Genomic DNA, 19,591 nt, shown 5'->3' on the forward strand with positions numbered 1-19,591 from the left:
ATTTTCAGTACCGAGAAGATGGGATGAAGCTAGAAATGGAGTAGCGGAGCGTAGGGAAAACTACGTGAGCAACGGACATTTCGGCTGAATTTCATATTCGATGCTGATGATGCCGATAGGCATCCTTCGTAATCAAAAGCTGACTTTTTGAACAACCTCTAAAATATGTTCACATAAGGGAGAGAGAGTACAGTGACAGCATCTATTATTAACGGAAAAGAAGTATCCCAAGAAATGCGCGCAAGCATGACAACAGAAGTGAAACAGCTTAGCGAACAGGGGGTAGTACCTGGCCTGGCTGTTGTGCTCGTCGGGGAAGATCCGGCATCCCAAGTATATGTGCGTAACAAAGAAAAAGCATGTCATGACCTCGGTTTCTATTCCGAAGTTCATCGTTTGGATGCAAGCACGTCCCAAGAGGATCTGCTCGCGTTGGTGGACAAGCTGAACAAACAGGAATCCATTAACGGTATTTTGGTTCAGCTCCCATTGCCGAAACATATCGAAGAGAAAGCGGTGATTGATGCAATCGCCGTGGACAAGGATGTGGACGGATTCCATCCGGTTAATGTGGGGAACCTCGTCATTGGAGACGATAGTTTGTTGCCATGTACGCCTGCGGGCGTGATTGAGCTAATCAAGCGTACGGGTCTCGAAATGTCAGGCAAACATGCCGTAGTTATCGGTCGCAGCAATATTGTGGGCAAACCGGTATCCTTGCTGCTTCAACGTGAGAACGCAACGGTAACGATGTGTCATTCCCGTACAGCGAACATGAAAGAGATCACCCGTCAGGCAGACATTCTTGTGGTTGCTATCGGTCGTGCAAACTTTGTGGATGCCGATTTCGTCAAACCGGGTGCTGTTGTAATCGATGTGGGAATGAACCGCTTGGATAACGGTAAACTGGCAGGGGATGTAGATTTCGAGAGCGTGAAGACGGTATCTGGCCCAATTACTCCAGTTCCTGGTGGCGTTGGTCCAATGACAATTACCATGTTGATGCAAAATACACTGATCGCTGCCAAACGCGCTCACGGATTGGCCTAGGTCGAATCTGTGGCAGATCAAAAGATTTACTCCATCAAAGACCTGAACCGATACATCCGGATGAAACTGGAATCGGATCAGGTACTGTCGGATGTATGGCTGCGCGGAGAGATCTCCAATTTTACACATCACTCCAGCGGTCATATGTATTTTACATTGAAGGACAAGGACAGCCGAATTAAGTCCATTATGTTTGCTTCCCATAATCAACGATTGCCCTTTGTACCGAAGGAGGGTGCAAGGGTTATTGCTCGTGGTAATGTTTCGGTATATGAGCGGGATGGACAATATCAGTTCTATGCCACACACATGCAACCGGACGGTATTGGAAGTCTGTATATGGCCTATGAGCAGCTGAAAAAAAAGCTGGAAGACGAGGGGCTGTTCTCTGCATCACGGAAAAGGCCGATTCCCCGTTTTCCACAGACGATTGGTGTGGTTACTTCACCTACAGGTGCTGCGGTAAGGGATATCATGATTACATTGCAGCGCAGATATCCATCTGCCCAAGTGATTCTATATCCAGTACTCGTTCAAGGTAAAGGTGCGGCTCCATCCATTGTGAAGGCCATCAATAACCTGAACCGAATGGGCGAAGCCGATGTGCTGATTGTTGGACGAGGCGGCGGATCACTGGAGGAGTTATGGGCTTTCAATGAGGAGATCGTGGCAAGAGCAATTGTGGGTTCGGCCATTCCTGTGATTTCAGCGGTTGGGCATGAAACGGATTTTACGATTGCCGATTTTGCTGCTGATCTGCGGGCGGCAACACCTACGGCTGCTGCCGAACTGGCAGTACCCAATCGAGCTGAGCTGCTTGATCAGATCGCTCAGCGCCAGCGTCAGCTGCAGCACAGTTTACGTCAGCGTGCTGTTCATAATCGGGAGAGATTGGCCAGATTGCAACGATCACCTGTGCTTGTGCATCCCAGACGTACCTTAATGCAGCATACGGAGCGGCTGGATATGCTGCAGCAGCGTCTTCTGCGAACTGTAGATACACGTATGAAATGGACGACCGAGAAACAGGAGCGTTTGCGTGCAGCGCTGCAGCGGTTCAATCCTCGTGAACAGGTGAATGCTGCAAGACGGGAGAATGCATCAGCCCGGCGTCAGCTGGAGGTTGCAATCCGATCCATCACGAGAGCGAAGCAGCAGCAGTGGAAATCATCTGTACGTCATTTGGATGCGCTAAGCCCGCTCAAAGTTATGTCACGCGGATACAGCCTTGTATACGACGAGCAGGAGCAACGATTGATCAAATCGATGAAGGATGTACAGCCAGGAGATTCGATAAAGATTAAATTAACAGACGGACAGCTGGACTGTCAGGTTTGGGGAATGAAGGAGGACGACAATACCCATGGCGAATGAACCGGAATTGAATTTTGAAGAGGCAATGGCGGCATTGGAAGACATCGTAGGTCAGCTTGAGCATGGTGATGTTCCACTGGAACAGGCCATCGATTTGTTTCAGCGCGGAATGAAGCTTTCCCAACTTTGTGGTTTGAAGCTGGAACAAGTGGAACGTAAGATCGAGATGATCGTAGAAGAGGATGGGGAACTTCGCAAGAAACCGTTCGGCGCTGCCGTCGACGAAAGCGGTGAAGTCAATGAGTAATCGTCCTTCGTTTGAAATGTATCTTGAGGAAGTTACAGCTGAAGTGACGGGAGAGTTGAGGCAGGCTCTTCCTGTTCACTGGGATGTGCCTCAGTCACTGGTTGACGCGATGCAGTATTCACTTATGGCCGGGGGCAAACGCCTTCGTCCACTTCTGGTCGTTGCTGCGGCGGAAGCCTTCGGTGCACAGCGTACAGCTGCATTGCCGGTAGCCTGCGCCGTGGAGATGGTTCATACGTATTCGTTGATCCACGATGACCTGCCTGCTATGGATAATGACGACTATCGCAGGGGAAAATTAACGAATCACAAAGTGTTTGGTGAAGCGACTGCTATATTGGCTGGCGATGCACTGTTAACGCATGCTTTTTACAGTATTGTTCAGGCAGGTCGTCGCAGCGGTGTGTCAGCAGACGCATTATTGTCCATTGTGGAGGATTTGTCCGAACTGGCAGGAGCAAGAGGCATGGTTGGCGGACAAGTGGCCGATATGGAAGGCGAGCAGGGCATGACAGATCTTGCCCAATTGCAATATATTCATCTGCACAAGACCGGAGATTTAATTGTGTTTTCCCTCATTGCTGGCGCTCGTATTGGTGGTGCGACAGAAGGACAGTTGGAGGCGCTGCGTGTATTTGGCAGAGACCTGGGGCTGGCATTCCAGATTCAGGACGATATTCTGGACCTGACGGGTGACGAGCAGAAAATGGGAAAGAAAACGCAAAGTGATGTGAATCAGCAGAAGGTCACATACCCCTATTTTATTGGCATGGATGCCTCTCTTCAAGAGGTGAAGTCCCTGACGCAATCAGCTAAAGATGCACTTGTTAGAGCGGAGTTACCTGACCCTTCCCGACTGATGGAGATCGCAGATTATCTGATGAGTCGAGATCATTAGTTTTGGTTGAGGGTAACTGTTTCAAATCATTCGGAATCGTGTAATCAATTTAATGTGCTTTTTCTGGGCTTCATGAGGAAGGGTTGGTCCAAGTAGGTATGTGAATACATATTGAGGAAGATCATACGAACCATGCTGGCGAAAATACTCGTTATCTGGAGTAAAGTGCCGTAAATTATGATTCTTGTTCTTTTATGTTATAATGTTTTAATGTTATTTAATAAACTGTGTATATATGGATTACACCAAATCAAACAATCTAGGAAAGCGGGGAGATTCTCGTGCTGCTTCCACAAATTAAACAACCCAGTGATCTAAAGTCGATGTCTCAGGATGATCTTGTTCTTTTGTCGGCAGAGATCCGGCAGTTTCTGATTGAGAAGCTGTCCGTTACAGGGGGCCATCTCGCACCCAACTTAGGAGTGGTTGAGCTCACGGTAGCCCTGCATTATTGCTATAACAGTCCAGTGGACAAAATGATTTTCGATGTAGGGCATCAGGCTTATGTGCACAAGGTTCTAACGGGGCGGATGGATCGCTTCGATACACTGCGTCAGCATAATGGCTTGTGCGGATTTGTTAAACGTAACGAGAGTGAACATGATGTATGGGAAGCGGGCCACAGCAGTACATCGTTATCTGCTGCAATGGGCATGGCGCTTGCCCGTGATCTTAAGGGTGAAAACAATCAGGTTATCGCTATGATCGGGGATGGAGCGCTTACAGGTGGTATGGCCTTTGAAGCTCTCAATCACATTGGTCATGAACAGAAAAAGCTGATGGTTATCCTCAATGATAATGAAATGTCCATTGCTCCGAATGTTGGGGCAATGCATAAATATTTGAGCAAAATTCGTTCGGATCGCCATTATTTGAAAGCCAAGGATGACGTGGAAGGAATGCTCAAAAAAATTCCTGCCATCGGGGATCGTTTGGCCAAATCGGCGAGCTGGATTAAAGATAGTGTCAAATATATGATGGTTCCAGGGGTTCTGTTCGAAGAGCTGGGCTTCACCTATTTGGGACCTATTGATGGACACGACATTCCGAAATTGATTGAAACGTTCAAACAGGCGGATAACGTAGATGGGCCTGTAATGGTTCATGTACTGACAACCAAAGGTAAAGGCTATCAGCCGGCTGAGGCCGATTCACACAAATGGCACGGAATTTCTCCGTACAAAATTGAATCAGGTCAAGTACTCAAAGCTGTGGGCAAACCGATGTATACGGAAGTTTTTGGTAAAACGTTGATTGATCTTGCCAAGCAGGATAAACGAATTGTAGCGGTAACACCGGCCATGCCAACAGGTTCGGGTCTCATTCCTTTCAGTAAGGAATTCCCTGATCGCATGATTGACGTGGGTATTGCCGAACAGCATGCAGCAACCATGTGTGCAGCACTGGCTATGGAAGGGTTAAAGCCGGTATTTGCGGTCTATTCGACATTTATGCAACGTGCGTATGATCAAATTGTACATGATATTTGTCGTCATAACGCCAATGTCATGTTCGCCATTGACCGTGCCGGATTTGTCGGTCCGGATGGTGAAACACATCAAGGTGTGTATGATGTAGCGTTTATGCGTCATATTCCGAATATCGTACTGATGATGCCTAAGGATGAGAATGAACTGCGCCATATGATGAAGACGGCGCTTGAATATAACGAAGGCCCGATTGCTTATCGTTATCCACGAAACAATGTTGTAGGGGTGCCTCTTGACGATGAACTCATTCCGATTCCAATCGGTACATGGGAACAGCTTCGTCCATCAGAAGGCTATGCAATTATCGCTTCGGGATCAATGGTACAGCTTGCTGAAGAAGCTGCCGAAACGGTTAAAAGAGAAGGGATTACGGTTGGTGTAATTAACGCTCGTTTCCTTAAACCGCTTGATGAGCAGATGCTGAGTGATCTGGCAGTTCGAGGCACGAAGTTAATTGTGCTTGAAGAAGCTTCCCAAGCAGGCAGTATGGGCAGTGCAGTTCTGGAGTTTTACGCAGAACAAGGGCTGCATGATGTTCATGTGCAACTGATGGGCATTCCGGATCGATTCATTGAACATGGCAGTATTGAGGATCAAAGAGCTGAAGTGGGACTCACGGTTGAGAATGTGAGTTCGGAGCTGCGCAGCATGGCAGCCCAATCTTCATTTGGTATGTCCAGAACTCGGTTCCCTTCATAACAGGAACAATTAGAGAAACTGGAACACATTATTGATTAATTAGGATTACTAGATGATAGGAGAAAGACATGTCACTCCCGAAAGAACGAATTGATGTTCTGCTGGTTGAGCAGGGATATTACGAAAGTCGTGAGAAGGCAAAAGCTGCAATCATGGCTGGTCTGGTATATGCCAACAATGAGCGGATTGAAAAAGCGGGCATGAAGATTCCACGGGAAGCCGAACTGAAAGTAAAGGGTTCAGTACATCCCTATGTCGGCAGAGGCGGATTAAAGCTTGAAAAAGCGATCCGTCACTTCGATCTCGACATGAATGGACTTGTGATGCTCGATATCGGTTCATCCACTGGTGGATTTACCGATTGTGCCTTACAACATGGCGCATCTCATGTATATGCCATCGACGTAGGTTATAATCAGCTGGATTGGTCACTCCGTAATGATAAACGGGTTACTGTAATGGAAAGAACCAATTTTCGTTATGTGACTCCAGAAGATCTACATGGACCTGTGCCGAATTTTGCCAGTATTGATGTATCTTTTATTTCGCTGAGAATTATTTTGCCACCGTTGCTGGCACTTCTGAAGCAACCGGCAGACATTGTAGCCTTAATTAAACCCCAGTTTGAAGCAGGCCGTGAGAAAGTTGGCAAGTCAGGTGTTGTTCGTGATACTAAGGTTCACAAGGACGTTTTGCAGACGATGCTTCGTTTCGCCAATGAACTTGGATTAAAGCTGAACGGTTTAACATTTTCGCCGATTACAGGCGGAGAAGGCAATATCGAATTTCTCGCTCACTGGCGTCTGGAAGAACCAGAAGCAACACTACAAGAGAACGTTCAGGCTTCACTTGATGCACTTGCAGATCAAGTTGCAATGGAAGCTGCCCATACTTTTACAGGAAACTCATCATAGGATGGGTTTCTTTTCGCTGGAAAGGTGACATTATAAAAGGAAATCGGTTGTCGAAGCTCGAATATGTCTTCGAGGTGAGCGATGATGGATGGGCAATATGACACAATGGTTATTGGTGTACTTGCTGTCTGCTTGATTATTTGGCTGTTCTTTGGCTTTCGTAATTGGGTTAATCGTCCGATTCCGGTAAGCTTGTCGGGTATGCAACTGAATTCAGAAATTCAGGATTCACCGGCAGTCGATCTGCTTGAAGCGGAAGGATATGAAGTCATCGGAGGTAAAATGAAAGTTCCTTTAGCTATTGAAGCGGATGAATCCGTTTATTACAGCAGGCTGTTCATTGATTATGTAGCCGAGCGTGATGATGAGAGATATCTGGTGAAGACGTCCCGTCGCAGGCAACCTCTTGAATTTACTGGGCCCTCCCTGCGCGATCGCTTCCTGTATTATTTATTGTTATATCCCGGCTGTGAAGGGCTGCTGTATGTGGACATGGAGGAATTGGATATCAAGGTCATCAGACTCATGGACTATCAGGAAGACGTGTACGATGGAGATGATCTGGACTAAGGGTACTTATGGAGCCTGAAAGTTGTTTATATAACGAATGAGGAATAATGGATGGCAAACTTTAAGGAAATTAGAATTAGTCATTTGATGCAATACATTGAACTTTTAACTGGAGGCATGTATGAAAGGACAACGACACATTAAGATACGTGAAATCATTAGTCAAAACGAAATTGAAACCCAGGATGATCTGGTTGAAGCTTTGCGGAAATCCGGATTTCAGGTGACTCAAGCCACGGTATCACGGGATATTAAGGAGCTTCTTTTAATCAAGATCCCGATGGATGATGGACGATATAAGTATTCGCTGCCTACAGACCAACGATATAATCCGATTCAGAAACTGAAACGGGCCCTCGTGGATAACTTCTTACACATCGATCATACAAACAATCTGGTCGTGATGAAGTGTTTGCCTGGCACAGCTAACTCCATTGCTGCCTTGCTCGATAATATTGAGTGGACTGAAGTGATGGGCACCATCTGTGGAGATGATACGATACTCATTATCTGCCGGACGGAAAGTAACAGTGTGACCGTAATCGAGCGGATTATGGGTTATATTTCCTAGAATATAATGGTTCAAAAACATAATTTCTGAGTGAGTCATCCGGAGGTGTTTTTGCAGATGTTAGTAACATTGTCGATTCGTAATCTGGCTGTTGTAGAAGAAGTTGATGTGGTTTTCCACCCGGGCTTCCATGTCTTGTCTGGTGAAACGGGAGCAGGTAAATCGATTATTATTGATGCCCTGGGTTTGATTGCAGGTGGACGAAGCTCTGCCGATCTGATCCGTTATGGATGTGAGAAGGCCGAGATGGAGGCTCTGTTTGAAATGGAGCCAAGCCATCCGGTATGGGAAACGCTGGAGAAGCTTGGTATCCATTGTGAGCCGGAGGAGCATCTCGTGATTCGCCGTGAACTGAATACCCAAGGCAAAAGTACATCTCGTATTAACGGCCAATTGGTCAATTTAACGATGCTCCGTGAAGTTGGAGAGAAATTAATTAATATTCACGGACAACATGAACATCAAAGTTTGTTGCGCGCAGAAAGTCATCTGGGGCTTCTGGATACATACGGGGCAGCAATCATCGGTCCAGTCAAAACGGAATATCAGGCACGCTACAGTAAATTTATTACGGCGGAAAAAGAACTGCGTGCACTTCAGGAATCCAGTCAACGTGCGTATCAATTGCTGGACATGTATCGCTTTCAGCTTGAAGAGATTGCAGCGGCTTCTCTAACGCAGGGTGAGGATGAATTACTCGGAGAAGAACGGGTCAAACTATCCCATAGCGAGAAAATGATGGACAGTGTTGCTGGTGCATATGATTTGCTTAGCGGTCAACGTGGGTTAGAAGCTGTAAGTATCGCATTGTCACGAATTGAAGATATATCAGGATATGACAGCAAAGGCTTGCAGCCTATTGTTGAACAGCTCCAGTCTGCATTTTATCAGCTGGAGGACGCGACGTTTCAGTTGCGTGATTATCGGGAGAAGATCGAATTTAACCCGGGTAGATTGGAAGAAGTGGAACAGCGGCTGAATCTGATTTCTGGCCTCAGACGGAAATACGGCGACAGTGTGGAACTTATTTTGAATTATTATGAACAAATTAGCCATGAGACCGACCAGCTGGAGAACAAGGATGAACGTCTGGAGAAGCTGCGTAATGAACGTGACAAATTGCTCAAATTAGTCATGGAGTCTGCGGAGGAGCTCAGCCGGGTTCGTAAACAATGTGCCGAGGAACTTGCAGCGCAGGTGGAGAGTGAGCTAAAGGATCTGCAGATGGAGAGAACGACGTTACGCGTTCAGATTACGCCTTTTGAAGATGCAAAAGGGATTGAATGGAATGGGCGTCGCATTCGTCTTACGCGTCAGGGTGCAGATAATGCAGAATTCCTGATTTCTCCGAATCCAGGTGAGCCTTTACGTCCGCTCGGCAAGATTGCTTCCGGTGGTGAGTTGTCCCGAATGATGCTGGCGATGAAGAGTATTTTCGCACGTCATGACCGGATTCCGGTGTTGATCTTTGACGAGGTGGATACGGGGGTAAGCGGAAGAGCAGCACAATCCATTGCGGAGAAATTATATCGCCTGTCCTCCACTTGCCAAGTATTCTCTATTACTCACTTGCCACAGGTCGCCTGTATGGCGGATCATCAGTATCTCATCGAAAAGCATGTGTATGATGGACGCACGATGACACAAGTGGAGTCGCTGTCAGACGAAGGCAGAGTGAAGGAATTGGCACGTATGCTGGGCGGAGTGGAAATTACAGAAAAAACGCTGCATCATGCACAGGAAATGTTGAATTTGGCGGAAGCCAAAAAAGGGTGAAACGAGCGGCTGGCGTAATGATTGACAGTAATAAAAGCCTGGGGGCGAGGTTATCTTATAGGTACGCAATTGGCGACCACCTTTCGTCAAGCGAAAGAAGCAAAGGGAGTGTGACAGCCATTGAATTCCCCCCTCAGGAAGAAATTGCTAGGTCTTTTATTTGCCTTCTTTCTATGTGTGATCAGCCAGGTCATTCAGCCTGTGCAAAGTTATGCTTCATTGCCTGATGAACTTCAGGTATTTGCAGGCAGGCAAGCTGACGTTCATCTCGCTGTACCGGCTGCTTCAAGCGCTGTTGTGGACCGTCCTGACATCATTGGTTTTGATGGAAAGGAAACTGCGGTCCATGTAACGAAGCAACAACCTTTGCATCTTCATCCCCAACAAACGGGACATGCCAAATTAACGTTGAAGTTGTGGGGCAAAATTCCGGTGAAAACGGTTAACGTAAACGTGATTCCGGATTTGCGTGTAGTACCCGGGGGACAAACCATTGGCGTCAAAGTAAAATCTGCAGGTATTCTGGTTGTGGGGCACCATCTGGTCCGTTCTGGACAAGATGAACGTGTATCCCCTGGAGAATCAGCAGGGATTAAGCTCGGGGACCTGATTACTCATATGGACGGTAAACGTCTTGATGGTGTATCGGGCGTAGCTGAAGCTGTTGAGCTTGCAGGCAAGAGCAAAAAAGGAATTGATGTGGTGTTAAAACGCGGCAAAGAAACAGTTAAGACGCGTTTGACACCGGCTTATGATGCCGAAGACAAAGCCTGGAGGCTGGGATTGTACATTCGTGACTCTGCTGCAGGTGTAGGGACATTAACCTTTTATGCTCCGGATCAGGGCGTATATGGCGCTCTGGGACATGTTATTACGGATATGAACACACAGACCTCCATCGTTGTTGGTAGTGGTCAGATTGTTCAGTCTAATGTAACATCGATCTCCAAGAGTGAGTCCGGTGATCCGGGGGAAAAACGAGCTCATTTCCTGAAAGAAAGCAAAATTCTGGGCAATATTGAACGTAATACGGCTTTTGGTATCTTTGGTAAAATGTCCGGTAATCCTGAACATAGCTTGTATTCAAAAGGCATTCCCGTTGCTTTTTCCCATGAAGTAAAAGAAGGTCCTGCGGAAATTCTCACTGTCGTTGAGGGCCAGCAGGTGGAACGATTCTCGATTGATATTGTACACGTAGCAGACCAATCCGAACCGGCAACCAAAGGCCTGGTGCTTCGAATCACAGATCCGAAGCTGCTGGATAAGACCGGAGGCATTGTGCAAGGCATGAGCGGCAGCCCCATTGTGCAAAACGGTAAACTGATTGGTGCTGTGACCCATGTGTTTGTCAATGATCCGAAATCAGGTTATGGCTGCTTCATTGAGTGGATGCTACAGGATGCAGGAGTCATGATGAAAAAGGAACATGCGAAAAACCTTAAGGCGGGTTAACCTCCTTAAGGTTTTTTTGTCGAATGGAAACATATAATATCGGATAATGAAATAAATTATTTATTATATAGCAATGCGAAAAAAAAATAAAGAAAAATAATTTTCGACAGAAGGAATTTCCTCCCCTGTGTCGAAAATTTAACCTGTAAGGAAATGTACGAAACGATGTTTAAATTAAAGGAGGATACCGTTTTGCAAAAAATTGAGGTATTGCTGGCCGATGATAATCGTGAATTTACGAATTTGCTTGCCGAATATATATCCGAACAGGAAGATATGGAAGTAACCGGAATTGCATACAATGGAGAAGAAGTGCTGCAGTTGCTGGAGCAGACTCGCGATGTACCGGATGTACTCATTCTGGATATTATTATGCCTCACCTGGATGGACTTGGTGTTTTGGAGCGTCTGCGCAACCTGAATCTGTCTCCACAGCCCAAAGTCATTATGCTTACGGCTTTCGGACAAGAGAATATCACGCAGCGTGCCGTGCAACTCGGAGCTTCTTATTACATCCTGAAACCGTTTGACATGGAAGTGCTCGCGAATCGTGTGCGTCAACTGGTGGGCACGCAAACTACGATCTCCACAGGTGGTGGTGGCGGTTCATCGATGTTTATGAACAAGTCCAACGTGGTACCGATGGGTAAACACAAAAATTTGGATGCAAGCATTACGTCCATCATACATGAAATCGGCGTTCCTGCGCATATTAAAGGATATCAGTATTTACGCGAAGCCATCACCATGGTGTATAACAATATCGAAATTTTGGGTGCCATCACCAAAACCCTGTACCCAGCGATTGCCGAAAAGTTCAAAACAACGCCGTCTCGCGTCGAACGAGCCATCCGTCATGCCATTGAAGTGGCTTGGACACGTGGCAACATCGACAGCATCAGCCACCTGTTTGGCTATACGATCAACATCAGCAAGTCGAAACCGACGAATTCCGAATTCATCGCGATGGTTGCTGACAAGCTGAGAATTGAGCATAAGGTGTCCTGAAAGGATCAGGAATAACGATCACCTGAACCCAATAAATACTTATTTACACATAAGCGAACACCACGTTTTTATTGAGTCTTCCAAGACCATTAGAACGTGGTGTTTTTTTGCGCGAATAATATGGAATTCCTTTTTAGAAAAATGAAGCAATCTTTATTAAACAGGAGTGGCTGTAGTGAGGCTTTCTCAGATATAAATTTTTGAATGGTGAAATTTTTTACAAACTTTTACTTGCAGTTAACGCTTTCTCAGCAAGAAAGTGGTACGATGTGACCACTGACAAGATCCACATTATAGGTATAAAGGATGAATTAAATGAAGAGAACGACTTTTTTCTGTACATACATAAATGAACTATACAATTCTCTGAAATATGTACATAAATCACTTCAACATTCTATGCTTAGTTACAGACAATTCACCGGACTGCAAAAAATTATGCGTAATAGAATGCTTACTACATATTTTCAGCCAATTTTGAATCTGCAGGACGGGCGATGTCTTGGATACGAGATATTAAACCGTCCTCCCATATCTGATCTTTTTCCAAATGCAGAATCTTTTTATCAATTCATTGGTCATACGGATCAGGTGTTCACATTTGAACGCTTCTGTCGTGAGATTTCGATTGAAAGATTCAGAGACTCTTTAACTACAGAATGTTATCCCGACAGTACCGTTGTTTTTTTAAATATACATCCTCAAGTTTTAGCGGATTCTACTTACCGCAGCGGAGAAACAATCAGTCTATTGAACAGTTATGGTCTATCCCCTGAGCAAGTGGTCTTCGAGCTAACCGAAAAACAGGCAGTCCAGGACTATGTAGAATTCGAACGCATACTCTCGAATTATCGCTCACAGGGCTTTCGGATTGCCATTGATGATGCGGGTTCCGGGTATAGCAGTCTGAAGGCGATTGTAAGTCTAAAACCTGATTTTATTAAATTGGACAGAGCGCTGATTAGTCGAGTGGATACACATCCGGATCAGCAGCACATTGTTAGAATTCTTAAACAATTTGCTGTCGACTCGGGGACCAGTATCATCGCGGAAGGCATCGAGCGTTACGAGGAAATTCATTTTTTACGACGTGAAGGTATCGAATACGGTCAGGGTTACGCCCTTGGAAGGCCTGACACAGTATTAAGGCCGTCTCCCTTATCTTTTCCCGGGTAATTAAGGATTTAAAAAGTAGATGGTATGGCTAGGTATAGAGGAGGCGAATGGTATATTTACGCAAATAGGTGAGATAGCCGATACGATTCCTGTAGTAGCGCCTGAAACAAAATGTGATATCGTCTACAATCTTTTTAAATCAAATCCCAATCTGGAAGGTGTGGCAGTTATGGGAGAACAAGGGGTGTCATTAATGATGCGAGCTCGTTTCTTCCAGCAGATTGGTACACAGTACGGCTATAATTTGTATATGGGACGCCCGGTGGAACTGGTTATGAACGCGCGGGCACTGGTTGTCGATTACGCTGAACAGATTACGGACGTAAGCGTTCTGGCTATGAATCGATCTGAAGAAGAGTTATACGATCTAGTGCTTATAACAGCTGAAGGCGTTTTGTATGGAGCAGTTAGTATCCGGCGTCTGCTGCTTGCTGTTGCGGATGTTCGAGCCGAGATGGCGATATTCATGAATCCCTTGACAGGTCTTCCAGGTAACCGAATTATAGATGAACGATTGGATCAGTTACTACAGCTTGATTATTTTAGTGTTCTATACATAGATTTGGATCACTTTAAATCCTACAATGATAGCTATGGGTTCAAAATGGGGGATCAGCTTATTCAAGCTACTGCTAACCTGCTCCGGAAGCTTTTTGTTTTTCCAGAGGCTTTTCTTGGCCATATCGGTGGAGACGATTTTATTGTGATATTAAATCATCATGAATTTAGGCACGTTTGTGAAGAGGTGATAACAGGTTTTGAGCAGATCAAGGGAGCGTTTTACAATCAGGAGGACTTGGATAAACAGTATGTTTTGGGCGAAGGGCGTTCTGGACTGAACCGAGCTATCCCGCTTGTATCGGTGTCGATCGCTGTGGTCACGAACCGTAGAAAACAGTATGAAAACATTGATCAAATTGTGAGTGAGGCGACCCGGATTAAAAAAGTATGTAAATCGGTAAATGGCAGCATTATTTGTGGGAATGAGGAAGCCGTATAACCAGTAATGTCGGGAAAAACATTAGATACGGAAAAAACCGTTATTTAAAGGTAGAAGAGACCTGTAAATAACGGTTTTTTATTGGAGAATAGTTATCCATTATGTAATCTAATTAAACCCGAATGCCGAGCGATGTATAGGATGGAACAGGGGATGCATTGGATTGAGTCTCTTGAATTTTTCCTGGGTCTTTATCATTCTGCGTAGCATTGGAAATCTTCGATTTATTTTCAGCTTTGTTCTCTTTATTTACTTCCTGATCTTCATCTGCATGAGATGGTGGAGTAGAATGGATAGCTTTTTGTTGGTACCGGTTGGTTGATTTCTTTTAATTTTTCCCCGATAGACTGATCAACCAACCTTACGGATTTGAGAATCAATCTCTTGGACCATCTCACGTTTCATTTGAAAAACAGTTTGTTCTGCGTTCTCCAGCATCATCGACATGCCCATGTCGTTTCCTGTGTCATAATCGAGAACGATCCGGTCTAAGCGGGTTTCTCCTTCTAATGTTTGAATGGACCCGTGCATGCGATCACGCAAACCAACCAGTTTGCCTAACTGATCATAAGTCTGGCTATGTTTGATTAGATGCCCCATTGCCGGAGCCTGATTTTCGTCAGTGAGCTCAGAGGGTTGAGGCTGTTGTTAATTGGGTTGCTCAGACTGTTACAATTTATTTTTTCTTGTAATCTCCTCACTTTTGATTTGAGCGATTTGATTATCGACCTGTTGGATGAAACTCGTTATAGATTTAACTCGTTCTGCCTTAATTATGGAGTCCAACTGATCATTAGATTTGACAGATTGCAGTTCTTCATTAAGCCTGATTTTTTGTTTCATAAGTCCCTGAATTTCCTTATCTCTACTGGAGACTTGACTCCCTGAGGTGAAGCTGCTTTTGGAGGCAGGTCAAATTGAATTCATAATCTTTTCCCTTTCATAGTTATATCGTGGCTACTTACATATATGAAATGTTACGAGAAGCAAATGAAGATACCCTGACGAATAAGTTGACTTTCACTTGTGTGTTGCTTACTTGTTAATAATAAATGATAATGGTTATCAATGAGTGAAGGACTGTTTAGTCAATTTATTAGACGGAGTTGGGTTAATGAAATGTGGAATAATTATTACATACTCTGGAACTATGCTGCTGTGAGTATTGCGGATATACGTTATATGGAGTTAAGGCCAACTGAGGAGCTAACCTATAAATTTCCTGCGAGCACATTTGTGTTCACCATCCAGGGTAAAGCCTATGTGACCATAAACGACCAGAAGCATGAAGTGAGTCGTTTTTATATTCTCCATGGTGGAAAGGGAAGCGTGCTGCATATTGAAGCTGGACAATCCGGATTGAACCTGTTTTACCTTATGTACAAAGTAAGTCTGCCAAGTGGAGGAAGAACCGATTTGGGCAACATGATGGAGCACATGAACCCATTTCAGCTAACCTATGGTTTTGCCCCCAAGTCACCAATTGTGCTGTTGAGCAAGTAAAACAGATATACACGTTATGGAATCAAAAGAACCCCATACATCATTTTCAGGCAAAAAGCCTGTTTTATCCTTTTGTAGAGCAAGTATCAGCACAAATTCCTCATGCTGCATCTCGCTATTCCGTTACGGATCAGGTCAGCAAAGTCATCGAAATTGTGGAATCATCTTATGCGGAGCCATTGACGTTGCATGTTTTGGCAGAGAAGGTTGGCAGCAGTCCCAGAAGTCTGTCCCGCAAGTTTAAGCAGGCCACGGGTTATAGTCCAATCGATTATTTGATTCAGTTCCGTTTGTTCAAGGCCAAGGAGATGCTGCTGCATACCGACGCTACATTGGATGAGATTGCAGCAGGCATCGGTTATCCGGACGGATATTATCTGGGACGTATGTTCAAAAAACATACAGGTGTTTCTCCACTTCAGTTCAAGGAGAAAACATCTGGACCCCTTAAATGGCCTGATCTGACATCGACCTTGGCGCGAAATGACATTTCCAGTGGAAGAGTGGGAAGGTATGTTTATAACGATGATGATAATCATTATCAATATAAACACGGAGGGTCATTGTACATGAATAGACAGACCAGAACGGGAATGCTGCTTAGTATTTTATTAAGTCTTACTTTACTGCTGAGTGCCTGCTCGCCAGGGGCAACTAGTAATTCTGTTGGAGAAACCGCCGGAAGAAATGGGACTTCGAGTGCCACCAGCACAGTAACGGCAGATAGCCAATCGAGCGCTCCCGTGCCTCGGATCATCTCGACAATTAAGGGAGATATCACGGTACCGGCTGAACCCAAGCGAATTGTAGTTGATTTATATTTGGGAAGCCTGATTGCTCTGGGAATCAAGCCAGTCGGTACACCGGAAATGAATCTGAAGAATCCGTATTTTATCAAATCACTTGAGGGCGTAGAGAATATTGGTGAATACGAAACCATTTCTCTTGAAAAGGTATTGGAACTTCAACCAGACCTGATTGTCACGGGTGATCCTGATTTGTTTGATTCTTTTAGCAAAATTGCGCCTACGCTTGTTATTCCTTATGGAGAGTTGAAAAATACCCATGAAGAAATCGCTTATTTCGGTAAAGCGTTGAACAAAGAAAAAGAGGCTGAGTCATGGTTGGCCGACTACGACGGACGAATTGCGGATGCCAAGAAGCGTGTAAGTGAAGCAATCGACGCAGATGCAGAAGTATCCGTTATGCAATTTTACGATAAAGGACCGTTAGCCTTTGGTGATAATTTTGGGCGTGGAGGTCAGGCTGTGTACAGTGCTCTCGGATTGAATCCTCCGGCAGACAAAAAAGAGATATTAATGAAAGATCAGCTTGTTGAAGTCTCGTCCGAATCCATACCCGAATTTGCCGGTGATTACATTATTCTTACGGCAGACAACCTAACTTTGGAGGAATTGAAATCCAAGCCAGTATGGAGTTCGCTTGATGCCGTTAAGAATGATCGTGTGTTTATCTGGAGTCCGGATCGTTCATGGTACTTTGACCCTATTGCAACGTTGGATCAGACCGAGGAATTGGCAGCTTGGTTCACGAAGACACCGGATCAAAAGTAAATCTTTCGGATCATTGGTTGATGAAATTGAATCCTGGTCAAAATTCAGTTGATAATGAAAATTATTATCATCTATAATGAAGGAATAATAGTGAACCACTATAATGCTCCGGTTAAGGATGGTTTGCAGAATAATGACCTGTACAAGGTCTTTGTTCCTGGTGAGACTGGGATTGGAGAGTAATCGATGCAATTAAACGAACAGATGAATAGCTGGAATCATGCGGCTGTTAAAATTCTGGATATACGCCGGATCGTCATGGAGGCAGGGGAGATACAGGAGTCCTATTTGCTTCCGGCAAACGCTTTTATATACAGCATTCGGGGTGCAGCTCAACTTAAATTGGATGGGAAAACACACGAAGCACAGCGATTCTGTATTCTGCATGGTGGTAAAGGATCATCACTGGATATTCGGGTGAGCGAAAAGTTTGAATATTACTTGCTGTTCTACAGGGCATTCCTTGCGTTCCCAACTCATCGTAAAACATGGCGGTTGTCACAACCTCCTCAGATTGCTCCGTTCTCTTTGCAATATGGATTTACGCCGAGCAATCCTCTTGCTATATTGCGCTATTTTGAAGAACTGGAGAAAGCGTGGGATCAGGCGAGCAGACTGGACTTGCTACAAGTAAAAAGTTTGTTCTACCAATTTATTCATGAGCTGTTGTTTCAATTGGCAGAGCAGGAAGTCAGAACAGTGCTTCCAGACCCTATTGAGCAAACACTTCGCTACATCCAGGAGCATTATAGGGAACAGGTGACTCTGGATTTTCTGGCTGAACAATTCAACTACAGCTCCCGTCATTTATCTATGCAATTTAAAAGAAAGACAGGACACAGTCCGATTGATTATCTCATTCAAACGAGACTGACCAAGGCCCGGAATCTGCTTGTGCGATCCGATGCCACCCTGCGCGAAATCGCGGCAGAAGTGGGATACACGGATGTGTATTATTTCAGCCGTATTTTCAAAAAACATGTGGGCCTGTCCCCCACACTCTATCAGCAGAAAATAAGGAACCAGACCCTGGCAGAGGATCGTCCATTACAATTCTCCGAATCATCCATTGGCTGGAGATGGAAGCGAGGATATATTGATTATGAGAATCATTATCAATATATAGACGGAGGGTCTACATCAATGAAAAGAAGAAAAACAAGCTCCAGCATGATTTTGGTTGCACTTTTAAGCATCACAATGCTTTTATCGGCATGCTCCGCTGGCTCTGCAACAACAACAGTTACGGGGGAAGGTACGAATACGAACTCATCTACGAGCACAGCCGCATCTTCATCATCAGATTCAGGTAGTCAAACGAACAATGAAAATGGAACACGCACGGTCTCCACGGTTAAAGGTGATGTTGTTGTCCCGGCAAATCCTAAACGGGTGGTTGTACTTTATCTTCAAGGAGATGTTGTAGCGCTTGGAATTAAGCCTATTGCGACGTCTGACGTATTTGATGGGGCTGCATATAAGAATGAGCTTGAAGGGGTAAATTCACTAGGCACCTGGTTCGAACCAAACCCTGAGGCTGTCATTGATCTGGACCCGGATTTGATCATTGTTCCTTCAGAAGAGACTTACACGCTATTAAAAGATATTGCACCAACTGTGTATGTCCCATATGAGAAAATGACAACGGAAGAAAGACTTCATAGTATCGCTAGCATTTTCGGCAAAGAACAGGAAGCAGACGTTTTAATCGACAATCTTAACAGTAAAGTTGAAGAGAGCAAGAAAAAACTTGCTGATGCAGGTATACTGGACAAAACGGCCTCCATCGTCGAGGGTGGGCTGAAAGAGATGGTCATTGTAGAAAGTAAGCAATACGGCCGAGGATCTCAGGCTATATACGAGTACTTGGAAATGAAAGCACCTGAAGCGGTCCAGAAAAAAATTGACGTCGTTTCCGACGCTGCAGGTTCGACCTTGTCCATGGAAGTTCTTCCTGAGTATATGGGAGACTACGTGTTTCGTTCGGTATATGAAGGGGCAGATAACCTTAACGATAATCCAATCTGGAATAGCATACCCGCTATCAAAGAAGGCCGTCTAATCGAGATTGATTTTGATTTCTTCTATTACTCGGATATCTATTCCATCAACAAGCAAATCGATTTTGTTGTCGAGCATCTACTCGCAGCTCCCAAAGTAAAGTAATCAACAGATAATCAAACCGATGGTAGTTTTGTATAAGAAATGTTTGAATTTTAGCCATTGTAATTTGATAAGTTTCCCATTAGACTAGGAAAAGAGTGATAATGAGAATCGATATCAAATAGT

17 protein-coding genes are annotated in these 19,591 nt (G+C 44.8%); 16 read left to right on the forward strand and 1 reads right to left on the reverse strand.

Annotated features, from left to right (window positions below; translation table 11 throughout):
• Window positions 1–192: 192 nt before the first annotated feature.
• The 13 genes from folD to HW560_RS16980 all read left to right on the forward strand — a co-directional run bounded on the left by folD (window position 193) and on the right by HW560_RS16980 (window position 14,225).
• Window positions 193–1,050 carry a bifunctional methylenetetrahydrofolate dehydrogenase/methenyltetrahydrofolate cyclohydrolase FolD gene (folD, locus tag HW560_RS16920; protein WP_076291880.1) on the forward strand — a complete coding sequence of 286 codons (858 nt, stop codon included), beginning with the start codon at window positions 193–195 and terminating at the stop codon, window positions 1,048–1,050.
• Window positions 1,051–1,059: 9 nt separating this feature from the next.
• The gene (gene xseA, locus HW560_RS16925) at window positions 1,060–2,424 is read left to right on the forward strand and encodes an exodeoxyribonuclease VII large subunit (RefSeq protein WP_179264002.1); all 1,365 of its coding nucleotides are present in this window, start codon (window positions 1,060–1,062) and stop codon (window positions 2,422–2,424) included.
• Window positions 2,414–2,671, forward strand: a complete 258-nt coding sequence (xseB, locus tag HW560_RS16930) for an exodeoxyribonuclease VII small subunit (protein ID WP_063565703.1) — start codon at window positions 2,414–2,416, stop codon at window positions 2,669–2,671. The genes xseA and xseB overlap by 11 nt, the downstream gene beginning before the upstream one ends.
• Window positions 2,664–3,569 carry a polyprenyl synthetase family protein gene (locus HW560_RS16935; RefSeq protein ID WP_179264004.1) on the forward strand — a complete coding sequence of 302 codons (906 nt, stop codon included), beginning with the start codon at window positions 2,664–2,666 and terminating at the stop codon, window positions 3,567–3,569. The genes xseB and HW560_RS16935 overlap by 8 nt, the downstream gene beginning before the upstream one ends.
• A gap of 281 nt (window positions 3,570–3,850) precedes the next feature.
• Window positions 3,851–5,758: a 1-deoxy-D-xylulose-5-phosphate synthase gene (gene dxs / locus HW560_RS16940; RefSeq protein ID WP_179264006.1), complete on the forward strand. Its 1,908-nt coding sequence runs from the start codon at window positions 3,851–3,853 to the stop codon at window positions 5,756–5,758.
• Window positions 5,759–5,826: 68 nt separating this feature from the next.
• Window positions 5,827–6,672 (forward strand): TlyA family RNA methyltransferase, encoded by an 846-nt coding sequence (locus HW560_RS16945; protein ID WP_179264008.1) that lies wholly within the window; start codon window positions 5,827–5,829, stop codon window positions 6,670–6,672.
• An 81-nt stretch (window positions 6,673–6,753) separates the two neighbouring features.
• Entirely contained in the window at window positions 6,754–7,242 is a 489-nt protein-coding gene (locus HW560_RS16950; protein WP_256222170.1) for a hypothetical protein, read from the forward strand.
• A gap of 121 nt (window positions 7,243–7,363) precedes the next feature.
• Window positions 7,364–7,813: a transcriptional regulator AhrC/ArgR gene (ahrC, locus tag HW560_RS16955; protein WP_063565708.1), complete on the forward strand. Its 450-nt coding sequence runs from the start codon at window positions 7,364–7,366 to the stop codon at window positions 7,811–7,813.
• 57 nt (window positions 7,814–7,870) lie between these two features.
• A complete protein-coding gene (gene recN, locus HW560_RS16960; protein WP_090900766.1) occupies window positions 7,871–9,589 on the forward strand; it encodes a DNA repair protein RecN in 1,719 nt (572 codons plus the stop codon).
• A 120-nt stretch (window positions 9,590–9,709) separates the two neighbouring features.
• Entirely contained in the window at window positions 9,710–11,041 is a 1,332-nt protein-coding gene (gene spoIVB, locus HW560_RS16965; protein ID WP_090900763.1) for a SpoIVB peptidase, read from the forward strand.
• 192 nt (window positions 11,042–11,233) lie between these two features.
• The gene (gene spo0A, locus HW560_RS16970) at window positions 11,234–12,049 is read left to right on the forward strand and encodes a sporulation transcription factor Spo0A (protein ID WP_076291888.1); all 816 of its coding nucleotides are present in this window, start codon (window positions 11,234–11,236) and stop codon (window positions 12,047–12,049) included.
• Between the two features lie 438 nt (window positions 12,050–12,487).
• Window positions 12,488–13,225: an EAL domain-containing protein gene (locus HW560_RS16975; protein ID WP_257031345.1), complete on the forward strand. Its 738-nt coding sequence runs from the start codon at window positions 12,488–12,490 to the stop codon at window positions 13,223–13,225.
• Window positions 13,226–13,244: 19 nt separating this feature from the next.
• Window positions 13,245–14,225 (forward strand): GGDEF domain-containing protein, encoded by a 981-nt coding sequence (locus tag HW560_RS16980; protein WP_257031346.1) that lies wholly within the window; start codon window positions 13,245–13,247, stop codon window positions 14,223–14,225.
• Window positions 14,226–14,576: 351 nt separating this feature from the next.
• Here the strand turns inward: HW560_RS16980 and HW560_RS16985 are convergent, their stop codons facing one another.
• Window positions 14,577–14,825 carry a hypothetical protein gene (locus HW560_RS16985; RefSeq protein ID WP_179264012.1) on the reverse strand — a complete coding sequence of 83 codons (249 nt, stop codon included), beginning with the start codon at window positions 14,823–14,825 and terminating at the stop codon, window positions 14,577–14,579.
• 519 nt (window positions 14,826–15,344) lie between these two features.
• Between HW560_RS16985 and HW560_RS16990 the strand changes: the two genes are divergently transcribed.
• From HW560_RS16990 to HW560_RS17000, 3 genes are all read left to right on the forward strand, one after another.
• Window positions 15,345–15,728 carry a hypothetical protein gene (locus HW560_RS16990; protein WP_179264014.1) on the forward strand — a complete coding sequence of 128 codons (384 nt, stop codon included), beginning with the start codon at window positions 15,345–15,347 and terminating at the stop codon, window positions 15,726–15,728.
• 155 nt (window positions 15,729–15,883) lie between these two features.
• Window positions 15,884–17,302 carry an AraC family transcriptional regulator gene (locus tag HW560_RS16995; protein ID WP_257031347.1) on the forward strand — a complete coding sequence of 473 codons (1,419 nt, stop codon included), beginning with the start codon at window positions 15,884–15,886 and terminating at the stop codon, window positions 17,300–17,302.
• A 186-nt stretch (window positions 17,303–17,488) separates the two neighbouring features.
• Complete coding sequence (locus tag HW560_RS17000; protein ID WP_179264018.1) at window positions 17,489–19,468, forward strand: AraC family transcriptional regulator; 1,980 nt, start codon at window positions 17,489–17,491, stop codon at window positions 19,466–19,468.
• Window positions 19,469–19,591 lie beyond the last annotated feature (123 nt).

This window comes from Paenibacillus sp. E222, assembly GCF_013401555.1.
Taxonomy (GTDB): domain Bacteria; phylum Bacillota; class Bacilli; order Paenibacillales; family Paenibacillaceae; genus Paenibacillus.

What these genes read in the sequence shown, in the direction of transcription:
- xseB (WP_063565703.1), top strand. Translation starts at nt 2,414, where the DNA reads ATGGCGAATGAACCGGAATTGAATTTTGAAGAGGCAATGGCGGCATTG.
- HW560_RS16935 (WP_179264004.1), top strand. Translation starts at nt 2,664, where the DNA reads ATGAGTAATCGTCCTTCGTTTGAAATGTATCTTGAGGAAGTTACAGCT.
- HW560_RS16945 (WP_179264008.1), top strand. Translation starts at nt 5,827, where the DNA reads ATGTCACTCCCGAAAGAACGAATTGATGTTCTGCTGGTTGAGCAGGGA.
- HW560_RS16950 (WP_256222170.1), top strand. Translation starts at nt 6,754, where the DNA reads ATGATGGATGGGCAATATGACACAATGGTTATTGGTGTACTTGCTGTC.
- ahrC (WP_063565708.1), top strand. Translation starts at nt 7,364, where the DNA reads ATGAAAGGACAACGACACATTAAGATACGTGAAATCATTAGTCAAAAC.
- recN (WP_090900766.1), top strand. Translation starts at nt 7,871, where the DNA reads ATGTTAGTAACATTGTCGATTCGTAATCTGGCTGTTGTAGAAGAAGTT.
- HW560_RS16975 (WP_257031345.1), top strand. Translation starts at nt 12,488, where the DNA reads ATGCGTAATAGAATGCTTACTACATATTTTCAGCCAATTTTGAATCTG.
- HW560_RS16980 (WP_257031346.1), top strand. Translation starts at nt 13,245, where the DNA reads ATGGTATGGCTAGGTATAGAGGAGGCGAATGGTATATTTACGCAAATA.
- HW560_RS16985 (WP_179264012.1), bottom strand. Translation starts at nt 14,825, where the DNA reads ATGGGGCATCTAATCAAACATAGCCAGACTTATGATCAGTTAGGCAAA.
- HW560_RS16990 (WP_179264014.1), top strand. Translation starts at nt 15,345, where the DNA reads ATGTGGAATAATTATTACATACTCTGGAACTATGCTGCTGTGAGTATT.
- HW560_RS17000 (WP_179264018.1), top strand. Translation starts at nt 17,489, where the DNA reads ATGCAATTAAACGAACAGATGAATAGCTGGAATCATGCGGCTGTTAAA.